Genomic DNA, 18,628 nt, shown 5'->3' with positions numbered 1-18,628 from the left:
CGCCTCCGTCACCCCTTCCGAGGTCTCGCTCGAACATGCATTCGCTCACCCTGCGGTCCGAACAGGCTCAGGAACTCGGCGGGCCCCTCCCCCGTCGACCCGAACCAGTGCGGCACGCGCGTGTCGAACTCCGCGGCCTCGCCCGCCGTCATCACCACGTCGTGCTCCCCCAGCACCACCCGCAGCCGCCCGGACATCACATACAGCCATTCGTAGCCCTCGTGGACGCGCAGCTCGGGCTTCTCCTCGCTCCGGGGCACCAGCACCTTGAAGGCCTGCAGGCCGCCGGGCTGCCGGGACAGCGGCCAGAAGGTGCGTCCGTGCCGCACGATCGGCTCGGCCCGCACCCGTGGATCCCCCACCGGCGGCGCCCCGACCAGCTGGTCCAGCGGCACCTGGTGGGCCTGGGCGATCGGCAGCAGCAGCTCGAGGCTGGGCTTGCGCAGCCCGGACTCCAGCCGCGAGAGGGTGCTGACCGAGATGCCGGTCGACTCGGACAGCGCCGCGAGCGTCACCTCCCGCTCCTTGCGGAGCCGCCGCAGCCTCGGTCCGACCTCCGCGAGTACCTCATCGGTCGTCATGCCTCCATATTGCCGAAGCGGCAAATACTTTTGTCAATCCCGCGCGCTCCCGGCGACCGTGGTCGCGGAGGTGGTCACCGTGACCGAGCAGCCCGAGAAGCACGAGAAGTACGAGCAGACCGAGAAGCACGAAGAGAAGTACGAAGTGATCGTCGTCGGCGGGGGCGCCGCCGGCCTGTCCGCCGCGCTGGTCCTGGGCCGGGCCCGGCGCCGCACCCTGGTCGTCGACGCCGGAGAGCCGCGCAACGCGCCCGCCGCCCACATGCAGGGCTACCTGTCGCGGGACGGCATGTCGCCCGCCGAGTTCCTCGCCGTCGGCCGCGAGGAGATCGCCCGGTACGGCGTGGAACTGGTCCACGACCGGGCGGTGGACGTCACCAGGGACGGGGACTTCGCCGTACGGCTCGCCGGGGGCGCCCCCTCCGGAGGAGGCCGGACCGTACGGGCCCGGCAGCTCGTCGTCGCGACCGGCCTGAAGGACGAGCTGCCGCCGGTCCCGGGCGTCGCCGAGCGCTTCGGCCGGGACGTGATCCACTGCCCGTACTGCCACGGCTGGGAGGTGCGCGACCAGGCCTTCGGCGTGCTCGCCACCACCTCGATGAGCGTCCACCAGGCGCTGATCGTGTCCCAGTGGTCCAAGGACGTGACCCTCTTCCTGCACACGGTCGCCGAGGCCGAGCTGACCGACGAGGACCTGCGCAGGCTGGCCGCGGCCGGGGTGGGCGTCGTCCCCGGCGAGGTGGCCGGGCTGGTCGTCGCGGACGACCGGCTCACCGGGGTCCGGCTGACGGACGGGAGGGTGCACGACCGCGAGGTGGTGTTCGTCGCGCCCCGCGCGGCGCCCCGGACGGATCTGCTCGCCCGGCTGGGCGCCGAGATGAGCGAGACCCCCTTCGGGACGTACCCCGTGGTCGACGGACGGGGCCTGACGAGCGTGCCCGGCCTGTGGGCGGCCGGCAACGCGTCGGGCTTCGCCGAGCAGGTCGTGAACGCGGCCAGCCGCGGCTACCGGGCCGGGGCGGCGATCAACGGGGAGCTGCTCATGGCGGACCTCGACGCGGAAGCCGCCCGCTGAGCGGTCCAGCCACATCAGACTGCGGTTCGGCAGCGCCCCCAAGGGGCGCGGGGACTGTGCGACCAGCCACAACGCACCCGGCGACAAAAGGCGACCGTCCTCGGCGTGTAAAACCGCGGAGCGCGCCGCACCATGGCTGCATGCTGCTGACCCGGCTCGCCGACGTGTCCCGGGAGGTCGCCGCCACCTCGGCGCGCTCCCGCAAGATCGCCCTGCTCGCCGAACTCTTCCGGGACGCGGAGGCGGACGACGTGCCGGTCGTCATCCCCTATCTGGCCGGCCGGCTCCCCCAGGGACGGCTGGGCGTCGGCTGGAAGGTGCTGGGCCGGACGGTCCCCCCGGCCGACGGGCCGACCCTCACGGTGCGGGAGGTGGACGCCCTGCTCACCGAGCTCGGCCAGGTGTCGGGCCCCGGCTCACAGGCCGAACGGACGCGCCTGGTCGATGAGTTGATGGGGGCGGCCACCGCGGACGAACAGCGCTTCCTGCTCGGCCTCATCACCGGCGAGGTCCGGCAGGGCGCGCTGGACGCCGTCGCCGTGGAGGGCCTGGCCCGGGCGACCGGGGCCCCCGCCACGGACGTACGCCGGGCGGTGATGCTGGCCGGGTCGCTGCGGACGGTGGCGCAGGCACTGCTCGCGGACGGACCGGCGGCGCTGGAGGCGTTCCGGCTCACCGTCGGCCGGCCGGTCCTGCCGATGCTCGCGCACACCGCGTCCTCGGTGACCGAGGCGGTCGGCAAGCTCGGCGTCTGCGCGGTGGAGGAGAAGCTGGACGGGATCCGCGTCCAGGTGCACCGCGACGGCGACGACGTCCGCCTCTACACCCGCACCCTCGACGACATCACCGACCGGCTTCCCGAAGTGACGGACGCGGCACGGCGGTTGACGGGTTCGCGGTTCATCCTGGACGGCGAGGTCATCGCCTTCGACGAGACGGGCCGCCCCCGCTCCTTCCAGGAGACGGCCGGCCGGGTCGGCTCCCGGGTGGATGTGACGGCGGCCGCCGAGGCGGTCCCCGTGGCCCCGGTCTTCTTCGACGCGCTGTCCGTGGACGGCCGGGACCTGCTCGACCTGCCGTTCGCCGAACGGCACGCGGAGCTGGCCCGGCTGGTGCCCGAACCGATGCGGGTGCGCCGCACGGTCGTGTCCGGCCCCGAGGACGTCGAAACCGCGGAGGAGTTCTCGCGGGAGACCCTGCTGCGCGGTCACGAGGGAGTCGTGGTGAAGGCCCTCGACGCGCCCTACAGCGCGGGCCGGCGGGGCGCGTCCTGGCTGAAGGTCAAGCCCGTGCACACCCTCGACCTGGTGGTGCTGGCCGCCGAGTGGGGCCACGGACGGCGCACCGGCAAGCTCTCCAACCTGCACCTCGGCGCCCGCACCGCGGACGGCGGCTTCGCCATGCTCGGCAAGACCTTCAAGGGCCTGACCGACGCCCTGCTCACCTGGCAGACGGAGCGCCTGAGGGAACTGGCCGTCGACGAGAGCGGATACGTGGTGACGGTACGCCCCGAACTCGTCGTGGAGATCGCCTACGACGGTCTGCAGCGCTCCACCCGCTACCCGGCCGGCGTCACGCTCCGCTTCGCGCGCGTCCTGCGCTACCGCGAGGACAAGCGCCCGGAGGAGGCCGACACGGTGGAGACCCTGCTCGCCGCCCACCCGGAGGTGCGCCCGTGACGCCCAGTACACCCGCGACACCGAAGCGCAGCGCGGGACTGCTGTTGTTCCGGCACACCGACGACGGTCCGCAGGTGTTGCTGGGCCATATGGGCGGTCCATACTTCGCGAAGAAGGACGCCGGGGCGTGGACCGTCCCCAAGGGCGAGTACGAGCCCGACGAACCGGCCTGGGAGGCGGCCCGCCGCGAGTTCCGGGAGGAGCTGGGCCTGCCGCCGCCCGACGGCGAGGCGACCGGCCTCGGCGAGGTCCGGCAGAAGAACGGCAAGATCGTCACCGCGTGGGCGATCGAGGCGGACCTCGACCCGGCGGCGATCACACCCGGCACGTTCACCCTGGAGTGGCCGCCGAGGTCCGGCCGGACCCAGGAGTTCCCGGAGCTTGACCGGGTGGCCTGGTTCGGGCTCGACCGGGCCCGCGAGGTGATCGTCACGGCACAGGCCGCGTTTCTCGACCGGCTGGCGGAGCACTCGGCCTGAGCGGATGCGCACGCGTTGCGGCCCGGGGTCCGGCGCGGGAAGGTCGAAGCACAGTCAGCTCTTCAGGAGGTCGGTCATGCCCATCGCGACGGTGAACCCGGCGAACGGCGAGACGCTTCGGACGTACGAGGCCATGGGCGAGGAGGAGCTGGAGCGCCGGCTCCAGCTCGCGGAGGCCACCTTCCGTACGTACCGGACGACGACGTATCCCGAACGCGCCCGCCTGCTCAACCGGGCCGCCGACCTCCTCGAGGAGGACCAGGGGGACATCGGCCGGGTGATGACCACCGAGATGGGCAAGCCGGTGAAACAGGCGCGCGCGGAGGCCGCGAAGTGCGCCAGGGCGATGCGCTGGTACGCCGAGCACGCGGCGGAACTGCTCGCCGACGAGGAGCCGTCCGCCGACGACGTCAAGGACTCCGGCGGCGCGCGCGCCCTGGTCCGCTACCGGCCGCTGGGCCCGGTGCTCGCGGTGATGCCGTGGAACTTCCCGCTGTGGCAGGTGGTCCGGTTCGCCGCGCCGGCGCTGATGGCGGGCAACGTGGGCCTGCTCAAGCACGCCTCGAACGTCCCGCAGACCGCCCTGTACCTGGAGGACCTGTTCCACCGGGCCGGCTTCACCGAGGGCTGCTTCCAGACGCTGCTCGTCGGCTCGGGCGCGGTCGACGAGATCCTGCGCGACGAGCGGGTGAAGGCGGCGACCCTGACCGGGAGCGAGCCGGCCGGCCGGGCGGTCGCCGCCACCGCCGGGGAGATGATCAAGAAGACGGTGCTGGAGCTGGGCGGCAGCGACCCGTTCGTGGTCATGCCGTCGGCGGACGTCGAGAGGGCCGCGCAGGTGGCGGTGACCGCCCGCGTGCAGAACAACGGGCAGTCGTGCATCGCCGCCAAGCGGTTCATCGTTCACACGGACGTGTACGACGCGTTCACCGAGCGGTTCGTCGTGGGCATGGCGGCGCTGAAGGTCGGCGACCCGCTGCGGGAGGAGACCGAGGTCGGACCGCTGGCCAGCGAGCAGGGGCGGTCGGACCTGGAGGAACTGGTGGACGACGCGCGGCGCTACGGCGCCGCCGTGCTGTGCGGGGGTGAACGGCCCGACGGCCCGGGCTGGTACTACCCGCCGACCGTGCTCGCCGACGTCACCCGCGAGATGCGCATCCACCGGGAGGAGGCGTTCGGGCCGGTCGCGACGCTGTACCGGGCGGCCGACCTGGACGAGGCGGTGCTCATCGCCAACGACTCGCCGTTCGGCCTGAGTTCCAACGTGTGGACGCGGGATGAGGCCGAGGTCGACCGTTTCGTACGGGATCTGGAGGCCGGCGGGGTGTACGTCAACGGGATGACCGCGTCCCATCCGGGGTTCCCGTTCGGCGGGGTGAAGCGGTCCGGGTACGGCCGTGAGCTGTCCGGGCACGGAATCCGGGAGTTCTGCAACATCACCACGGTTTGGCACGGTGTGTGAGCGCCGCGCGGCTACGATCCCGGATGTGAACCGCGAAGTGACTCTGCCTCTGATCGTCGATGACCGCGGGACCTTGCAGGTGGCCGCGGCCGACGTGAGCAAGCTGCTCCGCACCTTGGGCGGTCGCTGGCTGCATCTCGTCGAGGCCGGGGCGGACGGGCTGGACGAGGACACCGTCGCCGCGCTGACCATCGAGCTCGCGAAGCTGGCCGACCGGATCGATGTGGCGTGCATCGCGCACAGCAGCGGGGGCGCGCCCTAAGACCTGTCCTCGGACGGAGCGTGTACGGCCGAAAACCCTTCCCGCTCCGCCGAGTTCGGACTCCCCCGTGATGACGGGATGGCCATCAGCGACGATCATCTCCCAGGCCCTGAGGGGCGCCCCGCGCGCTACTTCACGGTGCCCGCGAAGATGGTCGTCTCGGAGTCGAAGTCGGGAGCCACCTCGACCTGGAGGTACCCGGCGCTCTTGGGGAGTTCGCATCCCCAGGAGAACGACAGGGAGCGACCGGCCAGGATGCTGGTGTCGGGGGTGCCGTCGAGACCGTCGTCGAAGATGGCCTCGCCCTCCTTGCCCTGGTCGCCGTAGGCGCAGTTCACGGTCATGCTGGTGGCGTCGAAGGTGTTCTTCGAGCTGTTGACGACCTTGATCGTGAACTTGACGTAGGGCGTGTTCTCGGGGGACGCGTAGTCGTGCGAGACGCCCCGGGCGAACTTCGACAGGCTGATCTCGACGTCGTTCTCGTAGACGACCGTGTCCGAGAGCGTGTAGGCGCCGCCCTCCGTCTCCTCGGCCGCCGGTTCGTCGTCCGCGTCCGTCTCGGCGGCCGCGTCGGCGCCGTCGGCGAACTCCGTCTCGGTGACCGTGACGGTGGGCGCGGCCTCCGCACCCTCGTCATCGTCCCCGGTGACGGTCACCGTGACGGCGGACGCCAGGACCGCTGCGACCACGGCCGCGGCCACGGCGACGAGGACCGTGGTGGACCTCTTGGGCGGAAGGGGCGGCAGGGACGGCAGGGGCGGCGGCGGGATCGGCGGGCCGTAGCCGGGCATCGGTGGTGGCGTGAAATCGTTGCTCATGGTCCCCCCAGGACTGTTCCGTTGAAGAGTAAATCATCTCTTGTCGGAGGTCAGATGGGGAGTCCCGGGACGGAAGCGGCCCCCGGGGTCCTCCCCCCGGGGGCCGGATCACGCCGTCGTCCGGGCGCTAGCGGATCGGCATCCCCGACAGCGTGCGGGCGATCACCAGGCGCTGGATCTCGCTCGTGCCTTCGAAGATCGTGTAGATGGCCGCGTCGCGGTGCATGCGCTCCACCGGGTAGTCCCTGGTGTAGCCGTTGCCGCCGAGAATCTGGATCGCCTGCGCGGTGACCTGCTTCGCGGTCTCGCTGGCGTACAGCTTCGACATCGAGCCCTCGGCGGCGGTGAACGGCTTCCCGTTGATCGCCATCCAGGACGCGCGCCAGACCAGCAGCCGCGCGGCGTCGATCTGCGTGCGCATGTCCGCGAGCTGGAAGGCGACGCCCTGGTTGTCGATGATCGGACGGCCGAACTGCTCACGCGTCTTGGCGTAGTCGAGGGCCACCTCGTACGCGGCGCGGGCCGTGCCGACGGCCATCGCGCCGACCGCCGGCCGCGACGCCTCGAAGGTCGCCATCGCCGCGTTCTTCACGCGCTCGCCGCCCGTCCTCGCCCGCTCGCGGGCCCGCGCCAGGCGCTCGTCCAGCTTCTCCTTGCCGCCGAGGAGGCAGGAGCCGGGGATCCGCACGTTGTCGAGGACGACCTCGGCGGTGTGCGAGGCGCGGATGCCGTGCTTCTTGAACTTCTGACCCTGGGCGAGGCCCGGGGTGCCCGGCGGGACGATGAAGGAGGCGTGCCCCTTGGAGCCGAGTTCGGCGTCCACGGCCGCGACGACGACATGCACGTTGGCGATGCCGCCGTTGGTCGCCCAGGTCTTGGTGCCGTTGAGCACCCACTCGTCCTTGGCCTCGTCGTACACGGCACGCGTGCGCAGGGAGGCGACGTCGGAGCCGGCGTCGGGCTCGGAGGAGCAGAAGGCGGCCACCTTCACGTCGCTCGCGTCCCCGTACATCTGGGGGATCCAGGTGCCGATCTGCTCCTCGGTCCCGTTGGCGAGAACGCCCACGGCGGCGAGGCCGGTGCCCACGATCGACAGGGCGATGCCCGCGTCGCCCCAGAACAGTTCCTCCATGGCCATCGGGATGCCGAGGCCGGTGGGGTCGAAGTACTGCTGCGCGTAGAAGTCGAGGGAGTAGATGCCGACCTTCGCGGCCTCCTGGATGACCGGCCAGGGAGTCTCCTCACGCTCGTCCCATTCGGCGGCCGCGGGACGGATGACGTCGGCCGCGAAGCCGTGCAGCCAGTCCCGGACCTCCTTCTGTTCGTCGTTGAGCTCCATGGTGAACTCGGCCATGTCCCCTCCAGCGGCGGTGCGTGTTACTAGCGGTAACGTGAGTCTGTTACCGGTCGGTAGGAAAAGTCAACTCCTGCTGGCGGCCCGGGAGCCTCCCGGCCCGTTCGATGTCAGGCTGCTGCCAGGTGTTAGTTTGCGCAGGCGTCACCGAATCAGCACGGGTGGGGAGAGCTCATGGACACCACGCAGCGGACCGAGCAACAGCGGTCCGCCGACCGCCGAAGGCGCGAGCTGCTGGAGGCCGCCGACCGGGTGGTGCTGCGCGACGGCCCGCAGGCCTCGATGAACGCGATCGCGGCGGAGGCGGGCATCACCAAACCGATCCTCTACCGGCACTTCGGCGACAAGGGTGGACTTTACGCCGCGCTGGCCAAACGGCACACGGACGCGCTGCTGGACTCGCTGCGGGCCGCGCTGGACGCTCCCGCCGAGCGGCGCGAACGGGTCGAGGCCACGCTGGACACCTACCTCGCCGCGATCGAGGCACGGCCGCAGGTCTACCGGTTCCTGATGCATCCGTCGGACGGGTCGCCGGGCGAGCAGGGGTTCGACGTGGGCAAGCACTCGGCGCCACTGCTCCGGCGGATGGGCGAGGAGCTGGCCCAGGTCATCGAGGACCGGGTGGACCTCGGACCCGGGAGCCAGCAGCTGGCCCGGGTGTGGGGGCACGGCATCGTCGGGATGATGCACGCGGCCGGGGACTGGTGGCTGGGTGAGCGGCCCTGCACCCGTGCGGAGCTGGTGCGCAGCCTGGCCGATCTGTTGTGGGGTCGCCTCGCGGCGGCCGGCGACAAGCTCGGCGGGCCCGGGTTCTGAGGGTCCCCCGCCGGGCGCGGCAGGCGATCGCGCCCGCACGCCTCTGCCGCCCGCCCGCACGCCTCTGCCGCCCGCCCGCACGCCTCTGCCGCCCGCCCGCACGCCTCTGCCGCCCGCCCGCACGCCTCTGCCGCCCGCCCGCGCCCTTAGGCGGGGCCGGTCCCCCGGCTCCAGGAGGCCCGTGCGGCCTGGCGCGTCAGCCGGCTCTTGCGCCACCCCGTCACACGGTCCGCGTACACCATGCCCTCCAGGTGGTCCGCCTCGTGCTGCAAGCATCTGGCAAAGAATCCCGTGCCGTGCACGGTGATCGGCTCGCCCGCGGTCGTGAACCCCTCGACCACGGCGTGGTCGTGGCGCTCCGTGCCCGCCTCCAGCCCCGGCAGGGACAGACAGCCCTCCGGGCCGCGCAGGACGATGCCGTCCGCCCGGACCAGCCGGGGGTTCACCACATGGCCCAGGTGACGGACGTCCTCGTCGTCGGGACAGTCGTAGACGAAGACCCTAAGCGGCTCGCCCACCTGGTTGGCGGCGAGGCCCACTCCCTGGGCCGCGTACATCGTGGCGAACATGTCCTCGACCAGGCGGGCGAGTTCGGGGCCGAAGTCGGTCACGTCCTCGCAACGGGTGTGCAGGACGGGGTCGCCGAGCAGGGAGAGGGGCCGGACGCGCCCGTGGGCGCCCGGGATGGAGCCGTGTCGCATGGCGGCAAGGGTACGGTCCTTTCTGACACGCGCATGCCGCACACGGGCGTGAGGTGGTGCCGGGATTCGGGAGTGCGAATGGATCTCGATAGGCTGACCACCCACCACGTTGCCGTACGGCAGAGGCGCGGCGCGTACGCAAGGAGGATCGAGAACTGATGGCAGGCAACTCGGACCCGCTCACGCCGCGGGCCAAGATCGCCGTGACCGCCGGCAAAGCGGTCGCGGCGGCGTCGCGCGCCGCGGGGCGCGGCAGCGGTTCGGTGATCGGCGGCCGGGTGGCGCTCAAACTCGACCCCGACCTCCTCGCCCGGCTCGCCCAGAACCTGGACGTCATCCTCGTCTCGGCGACCAACGGCAAGACGACCACCACCCGGCTGATCGCCGAAGCGCTGCGCGCCGCCGGGCCCGTCGTGTCCAACGCGCTCGGCGCCAACATGCCGGCCGGCATCACCTCGGCCCTCGCGGGCGGCTCCGAGGCCCGCTACGGCGTCATCGAGGTCGACGAGAAGTACCTCGCGGGCGTCGCCCGGGACACCGCCCCCAAGTGCATCGCGCTGCTCAACCTCTCCCGCGACCAGCTCGACCGCGCCGCCGAGACCCGCATGCTCGCGGAGAACTGGCGTGAGGGACTCGCAGGTTCGAAGGCCGTCGTCATCGCGAACGCCGACGACCCGCTCGTGGTGTGGGCCGCCTCCTCCTCGCCCAACGTGATCTGGGTCGCCGCCGGCCAGATGTGGAAGGACGACGCCTGGTCGTGCCCGTCCTGCGGCGGCGTCATGCAGCGGCCCGGCGACGACTGGTTCTGCGGCGAGTGCGGGTTCCGGCGTCCGACGCCGAGCTGGGCGCTGTCCGGGGACCACGTTCTCGACCCGCACGGGTCCGCCTGGCCGATCCACCTCCAGCTGCCGGGCCGCGCCAACAAGGCCAACGCCGCCTCCTCGGCCGCCGTGGCCGCCGTCTTCGGGGTGCCGCCGCAGGTGGCGCTGGAGCGGATGTACGCGGTGCAGGCCGTCGCCGGGCGCTACGACGTCGTCCAGTTCCAGGGGCGTGACCTGCGGCTGCTGCTCGCCAAGAACCCGGCGGGCTGGCTCGAGACGTTCAGCCTGATCGATCCGCCGCCCACCCCGGTGATCCTCTCGGTGAACGCGCGCGGCGCCGACGGCACGGACACCTCCTGGCTGTGGGACGTCGACTACACGCGTCTGACCGGCCACCCGATCTTCGTCGTCGGTGACCGGAAGCTGGACCTCGCGGTGCGTCTGGAGGTCGCCAACCAGCACTTCCAGGTGTGCGAGAACCTCGACCAGGCCGTGCAGCAGGCGCCGCCGGGCCGGATCGAGGTCATCGCGAACTACACCGCGTTCCAGGACCTGCGCCGCCGCGTCGGCAACTGACCACTAAGGACGTTTCCATGAGCGACAACCAACTGCGGCTGGTGTGGATCTACCCGGACCTGCTGAGCACCTACGGCGACCAGGGCAACGCCCTCGTCGTCGAGCGCCGGGCCCGGCAGCGCGGTCTCGACGTGGCGCGCCTCGACGTGCGCAGCGACCAGCCGATCCCGACCTCCGGCGACATCTACCTCATCGGGGGCGGCGAGGACCGGCCGCAGCGGCTCGCGGCGGAGCGGCTGCGCCGCGACGGGCACCTGTACCAGGCGGTGCAGAACGGCGCGATCGTCTTCGCGGTCTGCGCCGGCTACCAGATCCTGGGCCACGAGTTCGTGAACGACCTCGGCCAGCGCGAGCCCGGTCTCGGTCTGCTGGACGTGACGACGACGCGCGGTGAGGGTGAGCGGTGCGTCGGCGATGTCCTCGGGGACATCGACCCGCGGCTCGGGCTGCCCCCGCTGACCGGCTTCGAGAACCACCAGGGCGTCACCCACCTCGGCCCGACCGCCCGCCCGCTCGCCCGCGTCTCGCTCGGCAAGGGCAACGGCACCGGCGACGGCACCGAGGGCGCGTACAACGACACCGTGTTCGGCACCTACATGCACGGCCCGGTGCTCGCCCGCAACCCGCTGATCGCGGACCTGCTGCTGAAGCTGGCGCTCGACGTGAACGCGCTGCCGCCGATCGACGACCACTGGTACGAGGCGCTCCGCAACGAGCGCATCACGGCCGCGCAGCAGCCCGCGTAGGCAGAGCCGCGCGGCAGCCTGCGTGAACACTGCCGCTCGGCAGCCTGTGTGACCGTGTGTTCACCTGATGGTCAGGGTGCCGTCAGCAGCCCGTCTGACGGTGCATCCGCACAGGTGAGCAGGCACGTCCAGCAGGCGGACGCGTGCTTCGGCCCCGCCCCCTCCTGCCGCTAGGGTGGCGGGGATTCGAGCCGGACAGCGTGGTCCGGACCGGCCCACGTGGAGAAGGTTGTTTCGGGCTATGCGCATTGGTGTCCTCACCTCCGGCGGCGACTGCCCCGGCCTGAACGCCGTCATCCGGTCCGTCGTGCACCGTGCCGTCGCCGACCACGGCGACGAGGTCATCGGCTTCCGGGACGGCTGGAAGGGCCTCCTGGAGTGCGACTACCTCAAGCTCGACCTCGACGCGGTGGGCGGCATCCTCGCCCGCGGCGGCACGATCCTCGGCTCCTCCCGGGTCCAGCCCTCGCATCTGCGGGACGGCGTGGAGCGGGCCCGGGGCCATGTCGCGGAGCTCGGCCTCGACGCGATCATCCCGATCGGGGGTGAGGGCACGCTCAAGGCGGCGAAGCTGATGTACGACAGCGGGCTGCCCATCGTGGGCGTGCCGAAGACCATCGACAACGACATCGCCGTCACCGACGTCACCTTCGGTTTCGACACGGCGGTCGGTGTCGCGACCGAGGCGCTGGACCGGCTGAAGACCACCGCCGAGTCCCACCAGCGAGTGCTCGTCGTCGAGGTCATGGGACGCCACACCGGCTGGATAGCGCTTCAGTCCGGCATGGCGGCCGGCGCCCACGCCATCGTCGTACCGGAACGGCCCTTCGACATCGACGAGCTGGCCCGCCGGGTCGGCGAACGGTTCGAGGCGGGCAAGCGGTTCGCGATCGTCGTCGCGGCGGAGGGCGCGAAGCCGAAGGCCGGCAGCATGGCCTTCGACGAGGGCGCGAAGGACATCTACGGGCACGAGCGGTTCGCCGGGATCGCCCGGCAGCTCTCCATCGAGCTGGAGTCGCGGCTCGGCAAGGAGGCGCGGCCGGTCATCCTGGGGCATGTGCAGCGGGGCGGCACGCCGACCGCGTACGACCGGGTGCTCGCGACGCGGTTCGGCTGGCACGCGGTGGAGGCGGTGCACCGGGGCGAGTTCGGGAAGATGACGGCCCTGCGCGGGACGGACATCGTGATGGTGCCGCTGGCGGACGCGGTCGCGACCCTCAAGACCGTTCCCGAGGACCGGTACGCGGAGGCGGAGACCGTGCTCTAGCCGTCCGGCGGGTGCGCGTCCCGCGAGAAGCCCCCGGTGACCGAGGTCGCCGGGGGCTTCTCTACTCTTGTGGGCGGCAGGAAACGTACAACCCCCCACGAATCAGGAGCCGGCGGCATGGGACACAGCGGGCACGGCATGACCATGGATCTGCCGCCGTTCACGCTGGGGCGGGGCCTTCAGTGGTCGGCGGACCCGTTCTTCCTCGTCGGCTGTCTGCTGGGGCTGGGGCTGTACGGGTGGGGCGTCCTGCGGCTGCGCCGGCGCGGGGACGCGTGGCCGGTGGGGCGGACCGTGTCGTTCGTCGTCGGTGTGCTGACCATCGGGCTCGTCATGTGCACCAGGCTGAACGACTACGGCATGGTCATGTTCAGCGTGCACATGGTGCAGCACATGGTGATCAGCATGCTGTCGCCGATCCTGATCCTGCTGGGCGCGCCGATGACGCTGGCGCTGCGCGCGCTGCCGGCCGCCGGCCGGGGTCGCAAGGGGCCGCGTGAGCTGCTGCTGATGCTGCTGCACAGCCGCTACATGCGGATCATCACCCATCCCGCGTTCACCATCCCGCTGTTCATCGCGAGCCTGTACGCGCTGTACTTCACGCCGATCTTCGACTTCCTGATGGGCTCCAGGGCGGGGCACCTCGGGATGATGGTGCACTTCCTGGCCGTCGGCGTGGTGTTCTTCTGGCCGATCATCGGCGTGGACCCGGGTCCGAGCCGGCCCGGCTATCTGATGCGGATGCTGGAACTGTTCGCGGGCATGCCGTTCCACGCGTTCTTCGGCATCGCGCTGATGATGGCGTCGCAGCCGATGGTCGCGACGTTCGAGAACCCGCCCGCCTCGCTCGGCATCGACGCGCTCTCCGACCAGAACGCGGCCGGCGGCATCGCCTGGGCGTTCAGCGAGATCCCGTCCGTGCTGGTGCTGATCGCGCTGCTCTTCCAGTGGTACGGCTCCGAGCAGCGGCAGGCCAAGCGCAAGGACCGGGCCGCGGACCGCGACGGCGACCAGGAGCTGGAGGCGTACAACGCCTATCTTGCGTCGCTCGACGCACACGGGCGCTGAACCCGGGGCACCATGGAGGGGACGCGCCCTGCGGAGGGCGGCCCCGAGGAAGGTGTCGCGATGGCAGGTACCACGGACAGTTCGACGAAGACCATGGGGGTGTTCACCGTCGGCGGGCTCGTCGCGGTGACCGCCTACACGGTGGCGCTCGGCAGCAACGGCTGGCTGTGGTTCGGCTGGGTGGTGCTGGGACTGATCACGCTCGCGATGATCATGACGCAGACCGGCCCTGGCCGCCGGTGAGGCGAGCCGCCGAGTGCACGCCCGGCTGGTACTTCGGCAGCCGGGCGGTGATCTTCATCCCCGCCCCGAGGGCCGTCTCGATGACCAGGCCGTAGTCGTCGCCGTACACCTGGCGGAGCCGGTCGTCCACGTTGGACAAACCGATGCCCCCCGACGGGCTCACCTCGCCGGCCAGGATGCGACGCAGCGCGACCGGGTCCATGCCCGCGCCGTCGTCCTCGATGACGACCAGGGCCTCGGCGCCGGCGTCCTGCGCGGTGATCTGGATATGACATTTGTCGGCCTTGCCCTCCAGGCCGTGCTTGACGGCGTTCTCGACGAGCGGCTGGAGGCAGAGGAAGGGCAGGGCCACCGGGAGCACCTCGGGGGCTATCTGGAGGGTGACGGCCAGGCGGTCGCCGAAGCGGGCCCTGACCAGCGCCAGGTACTGGTCGATGGCGTGCAGTTCGTCGGCGAGGGTGGTGAAGTCGCCGTGCCGGCGGAACGAGTAGCGGGTGAAGTCGGCGAACTCCAGGAGCAGCTCGCGGGCGCGTTCGGGGTCGGTGCGGACGAACGACGCGATCACCGCGAGCGAGTTGAAGACGAAGTGCGGGGAGATCTGGGCGCGCAGGGCCTTGATCTCCGCCTCGATCAGTTTCGTACGGGACTGGTCGAGGTCCGCCAGCTCCAGCTGGACGCTCACCCAGCGGGCCACCTCGCCGGCCGCCCGGACCAGGACGGCGGACTCGCGGGGCGCGCAGGCCACGAGGACGCCGTGCACCCGGTCGTCGACGGTGAGCGGGGCGAGAACGGCCCAGCGGACGGGACAGTCGGCGTGCTCGCAGGTGAGCCGGAAGGCCTCGCCCCGGCCGCTCTCCAGGGGGCCGGCCAGCCGTTCCATGATCTCGGCGCGGTGGTGTGCTCCCACGCCGTCCCAGACCAGTACCTCGCTCTCGTCGGTCAGGCACAGCGCGTCCGTGCCGAGCAGGGTGCGCAGTCTGCGGGCCGATCTGCGGGCGGTCTCCTCCGTGAGGCCCGCCCTGAGCGGGGGCGCGGCGAGCGAGGCGGTGTGCAGGGTCTCGAAGGTGGCGTGCTCGACCGGGGTGCCCAGGCCGCCGAGGTTCTCGGGGCGGGCGGTGCGGCGGCCCAGCCAGAAGCCCACGGCGAGGAAGGGGAGGATCGCGATGCAGACGCCCGCCAGGAAGCCGCTCATGCCGTCGCCGCCGCGGCTGTCGGGTGCGCCGTCACGCCTTCGCCTCCGCCGCCCGCAGCTCTTCCGTGCGCAGCTCCTCGGGCAGGTGGAACCGGGCCAGGATCGCCGCCGTGCCGGCCGGGACCCGCCCCGGGGTGGCCAGGGACACCAGGATCATGGTGAGGAAGCCGAGCGGTACGGACCACAGCGCGGGCCAGGCGAGCAGCGCGTGCAGACCGCCCGTGCCGGGGAAGCCCGCCATGGTCGCGGCGACGGCGACGAACGCCGAACCGCCGCCCACCAGCATCCCGGCGGCCGCGCCGGGCGGGGTCAGGCGTCGCCACCAGATGCCGAGGACGAGCAGCGGGCAGAAGGAGGACGCCGACACCGCGAAGGCCAGGCCGACCGCGTCGGCCACCGGCAGCCCGCCCACCAGCAGGCTCGCGGCGAGGGGTACGGCCATGGCGAGCCCGGTGCCCAGCCGAAAGTGGCGGACTCCGCGGGTCGGCAGGACGTCCTGGGTGAGCACGCCCGCGACGGCCATCGTCAGCCCGGACGCCGTGGACAGGAACGCGGCGAAGGCTCCCCCGGCGACCAGCGCGCCGAGCAGGTCGCCGCCGAGGCCGCCGATCACCCGGTCGGGCAGCAGCAGGACGGCCGCGTCGGCGTCGTTACTGAGGGCCAGTTCGGGGGCGTAGAGGCGGCCCAGGGCGCCGTAGACCGGCGGCAGCAGGTAGAAGGCGCCGATCAGGGCGAGGACGGCGACCGTGGTGCGGCGGGCGGCGACTCCGTTCGGGCTGGTGTAGAAGCGGACGACGACGTGCGGCAGGCCCATGGTGCCGAGGAAGGTCGCGAGGATCAGGCCGTAGGTGGCGTACAGGGGGCGTTCCTCGCGGCCGGCGGCGAGGGAGGTGGACATGCCGCCGTTGCTGCCGCGCTCGGCGACGGGGACGGCGGTGCCCTCGGCGAAGGTGAGGCGGGTGCCGCGCGCGATGTGGTGGGTGCCGACGGGGAGCCGGAGCACGGCGTCCCGGTGCGGGCGGCCGTCGACGCGGCCGTCCACCGTCACGGTCAGGGGACGGTCCAGTCTGAGGTCGAGGGTGTCGTCGACGCGGACGACCCGCTGGTCGCGGAAGGTGGCCGGTTCTCCGAAGGCGTCGCGGGGTGCGCCGTCGCCCTGCCAGGCGAGGACCAGGAAGAGGGCGGGGACGAGGAGGGCGGTGAGTTTGAGCCAGTACTGGAAGGCCTGCACGAAGGTGATGCTGCGCATGCCGCCCGCGGCGACGGTCGCGGTGACGACGACGGCGACGATCAGCCCGCCGAGCGAGTCGGGGGCGCCGGTCAGGACGGTCAACGTCAGTCCCGCGCCCTGGAGTTGGGGCAGCAGGTAGAGCCAGCCGACGCCGACGACGAAGGCCCCCGCGAGCCGCCGGGACGACTGGGAGGCGAGGCGGGCCTCGGCGAAGTCGGGCAGCGTGTAGGCGCCGGAGCGGCGCAGCGGGGCGGCGACGAAGAGCAGCAGCACGAGGTAGCCGGCGGTGTAGCCGACCGGGTACCAGAGCATGTCGGGCCCCTGGACCAGGACCAGGCCGGCGATGCCGAGGAAGGAGGCGGCGGAGAGGTACTCGCCGCTGATGGCGGCCGCGTTGAGGCGCGGTCCGACGGTGCGGGAGGCGACGTAGAAGTCGGAGGTGGTGCGGGAGATGCGCAGGCCGAAGGCGCCGACGAGGACGGTCGCGACGACGACGAGCGCGACGGCGGGGACGGCGAAGGCCGAGTTCATCGGTCCTCGACCAGGCGTATGAGATCCCGTTCGTTGCGTTCGGCGCGGCGCACGTACCAGCGGGCCAGCAGGACGAGCGGGGCGTAGAGACAGAAGCCGAGGACCGCCCATTCGAGGCGGTGGGCGTCGGGCATCGCCGCGAAGAGCAGCGGCAGCGGTCCCACGAGCAGCGCGAGGACGGCGAACACCGCGATGGCGGCGCGCAGTTGGGAGCGCATCAGGGAGCGGACGTAGGTGTGGCCGAGGGTGGTCTGTTCGTCGATCTCGGTGCGCGGCCGGTAGTACCCGGAGGCGCGCCGGGTACGGCGGGCGGGGCCGGTGACGACCACACGCCGTTCGGCGGGGTCCTGGTGGGGCACGGTCAGGGCCTCCTCATCAGCAGGTCCCGCAGTTCGCGGGCGTGGCGGCGGCTGACCTGGAGCTCCTCGCCGCCGACCAGGACGCTCACCGTGCCGGTGTCCAGGCGGAGTTCGCCTATGTGGCGCAGGGCGACGAGATGGCGGCGGTGGATGCGGACGAAGCCGCGGGCCCGCCAGCGCTCCTCCAGGGTGGACAGCGGGATCCGCACCAGGTGGCTGCCGCGCTCGGTGTGCAGCCGGGCGTAGTCGCCCTGGGCCTCGACGTGGGTGATGTCGTCGACGGCGACGAAGCGGGTCACACCGCCGAGTTCGACGGGTATGTGGTCCGGGTCGGGCTCGTGCACGGGGATGCGCGGTGCGGCGCCGCGCCGTTCGGCGGCTCCGAGTTCGACGGCGCGCCGGACCGCCTCGGCGAGGCGTTCCTTGCGGACGGGCTTGAGGACGTAGTCGACGGCCTTGAGGTCGAAGGCCTGGACGGCGAAGTCCTCGTGAGCGGTGACGAACACGACCAGGGGCGGCCGCGCGAAGCCGGTGAGGAGCCGGGCGAGGTCGAGGCCGTCGAGGCCGGGCATCTGGATGTCCAGGAAGACCACGTCGATGGCCTCGGGGCCGTCGGGACCGGACTCCAGGGCGCGGTTGATGCGGCGCAGCGCCTCGGTCGCGTCACCCGCGCCTTCCACGGCGGCGATCCGGGGGTCCGCGGTGAGCAGGTACAGCAGCTCCTCCAGCGAGGGGCGTTCGTCGTCGACGGCGAGGGCGCGCAGCATGAAGGTGGAGTGTAGGGGCGATCCGCGCGAGGGGACATGTACCGGGGTGTGGACGTACGCGCTGGATACAGTGCCCGCATGAACAGCGCGCCCGCCTCTTTCGACGAACTCGACCGGAAGATCGTCACCGCTCTGATGGCGAACGCCAGGACGAGCTTCGCCGAGATCGGGACGGCCGTCGGTCTGTCCTCGACGGCGGTCAAGCGCCGGGTGGACCGGTTGCGGGACACCGGGGTGATCACCGGGTTCACGGCCACCGTGCAGCCGTCGGCGCTGGGCTGGCGCACGGAGGCGTACGTGGAGGTGTACTGCGAGGGCGCCGCGCCCCCCAGACGGCTCGCGGAGGTGGCGCGCAACCATCCGGAGATCACCGCGGCGATGACGGTGACGGGCGGTGCGGACGCGCTGCTGCATGTGCGGGCGCGGGACGTGGAGCACTTCGAGAACGTGCTGGAGCGCATCCGGTCCGAGCCCTTCATCCGGAAGACGATCAGCGTGATGGTGCTGTCCCATCTGCTGCCGGACAGCCCGGAGGCGGGCGCGAGCCAGCCCGCTCCCGAATAAACCTGGCACGGCGCAGTGAACCTGCGTTGACCAGGC

At 72.0% G+C, this 18,628-nt stretch carries 20 protein-coding genes; 12 read left to right on the top strand and 8 right to left on the bottom strand.

Translation table 11 applies throughout. The features are described from left to right. Window positions 1-8: 8 nt before the first annotated feature. Entirely contained in the window at window positions 9-581 is a 573-nt protein-coding gene (locus ACIRPU_RS05685) for a helix-turn-helix domain-containing protein (RefSeq protein WP_403862112.1), read from the bottom strand. Window positions 582-660: 79 nt separating this feature from the next. On the opposite strand from ACIRPU_RS05685, the gene ACIRPU_RS05680 reads away from it, so the two are divergent. From ACIRPU_RS05680 to ACIRPU_RS05660, 5 genes are all read left to right on the top strand, one after another. After that, the gene (locus ACIRPU_RS05680) at window positions 661-1,656 is read left to right on the top strand and encodes an NAD(P)/FAD-dependent oxidoreductase (protein ID WP_403862109.1); all 996 of its coding nucleotides are present in this window, start codon (window positions 661-663) and stop codon (window positions 1,654-1,656) included. 140 nt (window positions 1,657-1,796) lie between these two features. After that, window positions 1,797-3,335, top strand: coding sequence for an ATP-dependent DNA ligase (locus ACIRPU_RS05675; protein WP_403862106.1), 1,539 nt, complete (start codon window positions 1,797-1,799; stop codon window positions 3,333-3,335). Further along, window positions 3,332-3,814: an NUDIX domain-containing protein gene (locus ACIRPU_RS05670; RefSeq protein WP_403862103.1), complete on the top strand. Its 483-nt coding sequence runs from the start codon at window positions 3,332-3,334 to the stop codon at window positions 3,812-3,814. The genes ACIRPU_RS05675 and ACIRPU_RS05670 overlap by 4 nt, the downstream gene beginning before the upstream one ends. 76 nt (window positions 3,815-3,890) lie before the next feature. After that, window positions 3,891-5,276, top strand: coding sequence for an NADP-dependent succinic semialdehyde dehydrogenase (locus ACIRPU_RS05665; RefSeq protein WP_403862100.1), 1,386 nt, complete (start codon window positions 3,891-3,893; stop codon window positions 5,274-5,276). A gap of 25 nt (window positions 5,277-5,301) precedes the next feature. Then, window positions 5,302-5,538: a DUF6213 family protein gene (locus ACIRPU_RS05660; protein WP_028807142.1), complete on the top strand. Its 237-nt coding sequence runs from the start codon at window positions 5,302-5,304 to the stop codon at window positions 5,536-5,538. Between the two features lie 128 nt (window positions 5,539-5,666). On the opposite strand, the gene ACIRPU_RS05655 is transcribed toward ACIRPU_RS05660, so the two are convergent. Next, window positions 5,667-6,356 carry a hypothetical protein gene (locus ACIRPU_RS05655; RefSeq protein ID WP_403862097.1) on the bottom strand — a complete coding sequence of 230 codons (690 nt, stop codon included), beginning with the start codon at window positions 6,354-6,356 and terminating at the stop codon, window positions 5,667-5,669. Between the two features lie 127 nt (window positions 6,357-6,483). Beyond that, window positions 6,484-7,710: an acyl-CoA dehydrogenase family protein gene (locus tag ACIRPU_RS05650; RefSeq protein ID WP_403862094.1), complete on the bottom strand. Its 1,227-nt coding sequence runs from the start codon at window positions 7,708-7,710 to the stop codon at window positions 6,484-6,486. A gap of 174 nt (window positions 7,711-7,884) precedes the next feature. On the opposite strand from ACIRPU_RS05650, the gene ACIRPU_RS05645 reads away from it, so the two are divergent. Then, window positions 7,885-8,526 carry a TetR family transcriptional regulator gene (locus ACIRPU_RS05645; RefSeq protein WP_020131608.1) on the top strand — a complete coding sequence of 214 codons (642 nt, stop codon included), beginning with the start codon at window positions 7,885-7,887 and terminating at the stop codon, window positions 8,524-8,526. Window positions 8,527-8,672: 146 nt separating this feature from the next. On the opposite strand, the gene def is transcribed toward ACIRPU_RS05645, so the two are convergent. Continuing rightward, window positions 8,673-9,227, bottom strand: a complete 555-nt coding sequence (gene def / locus ACIRPU_RS05640; protein WP_403862091.1) for a peptide deformylase — start codon at window positions 9,225-9,227, stop codon at window positions 8,673-8,675. A gap of 158 nt (window positions 9,228-9,385) precedes the next feature. On the opposite strand from def, the gene ACIRPU_RS05635 reads away from it, so the two are divergent. The 5 genes from ACIRPU_RS05635 to ACIRPU_RS05615 all read left to right on the top strand — a co-directional run bounded on the left by ACIRPU_RS05635 (window position 9,386) and on the right by ACIRPU_RS05615 (window position 13,948). Next, on the top strand, window positions 9,386-10,624 hold the full coding sequence (locus ACIRPU_RS05635; RefSeq protein WP_351754785.1) for a MurT ligase domain-containing protein: 1,239 nt from the start codon (window positions 9,386-9,388) through the stop codon (window positions 10,622-10,624). Between the two features lie 17 nt (window positions 10,625-10,641). Continuing rightward, window positions 10,642-11,370: a glutamine amidotransferase gene (locus ACIRPU_RS05630; protein ID WP_355709206.1), complete on the top strand. Its 729-nt coding sequence runs from the start codon at window positions 10,642-10,644 to the stop codon at window positions 11,368-11,370. 241 nt (window positions 11,371-11,611) lie between these two features. Further along, window positions 11,612-12,637, top strand: a complete 1,026-nt coding sequence (locus ACIRPU_RS05625) for a 6-phosphofructokinase (protein ID WP_020131612.1) — start codon at window positions 11,612-11,614, stop codon at window positions 12,635-12,637. A gap of 117 nt (window positions 12,638-12,754) precedes the next feature. Continuing rightward, a complete protein-coding gene (locus ACIRPU_RS05620) occupies window positions 12,755-13,705 on the top strand; it encodes a cytochrome c oxidase assembly protein (protein ID WP_384110543.1) in 951 nt (316 codons plus the stop codon). Window positions 13,706-13,765: 60 nt separating this feature from the next. Next, window positions 13,766-13,948, top strand: coding sequence for a hypothetical protein (locus ACIRPU_RS05615; RefSeq protein ID WP_355704562.1), 183 nt, complete (start codon window positions 13,766-13,768; stop codon window positions 13,946-13,948). Here ACIRPU_RS05615 and ACIRPU_RS05610 read toward each other — a convergent pair. The 4 genes from ACIRPU_RS05610 to ACIRPU_RS05595 are packed head-to-tail and all read right to left on the bottom strand — an operon-like array spanning window position 13,917 to window position 18,028. Then, window positions 13,917-15,140, bottom strand: coding sequence for a histidine kinase (locus ACIRPU_RS05610; RefSeq protein ID WP_355704563.1), 1,224 nt, complete (start codon window positions 15,138-15,140; stop codon window positions 13,917-13,919). The two genes, ACIRPU_RS05615 and ACIRPU_RS05610, sit on opposite strands and share 32 nt — an antisense overlap. 31 nt (window positions 15,141-15,171) lie before the next feature. After that, window positions 15,172-16,902, bottom strand: coding sequence for a cation acetate symporter (locus tag ACIRPU_RS05605; RefSeq protein ID WP_403862084.1), 1,731 nt, complete (start codon window positions 16,900-16,902; stop codon window positions 15,172-15,174). After that, window positions 16,899-17,267, bottom strand: a complete 369-nt coding sequence (locus ACIRPU_RS05600; protein WP_403863525.1) for a hypothetical protein — start codon at window positions 17,265-17,267, stop codon at window positions 16,899-16,901. Before ACIRPU_RS05600 ends, ACIRPU_RS05605 begins: the two co-directional genes overlap by 4 nt. Next, complete coding sequence (locus ACIRPU_RS05595; protein WP_355704566.1) at window positions 17,264-18,028, bottom strand: LytTR family transcriptional regulator DNA-binding domain-containing protein; 765 nt, start codon at window positions 18,026-18,028, stop codon at window positions 17,264-17,266. Before ACIRPU_RS05595 ends, ACIRPU_RS05600 begins: the two co-directional genes overlap by 4 nt. Window positions 18,029-18,106: 78 nt before the next feature. On the opposite strand from ACIRPU_RS05595, the gene ACIRPU_RS05590 reads away from it, so the two are divergent. Further along, entirely contained in the window at window positions 18,107-18,592 is a 486-nt protein-coding gene (locus tag ACIRPU_RS05590; RefSeq protein ID WP_355704567.1) for an Lrp/AsnC family transcriptional regulator, read from the top strand. The last annotated feature ends 36 nt before the right edge of the window (window positions 18,593-18,628 follow it).

Origin of the sequence: Streptomyces sp. NPDC102259 (genome assembly GCF_044766465.1) — a bacterium.
Taxonomy (GTDB): domain Bacteria; phylum Actinomycetota; class Actinomycetes; order Streptomycetales; family Streptomycetaceae; genus Streptomyces.
This window is presented reverse-complemented; position numbering and strand designations above follow the sequence as displayed.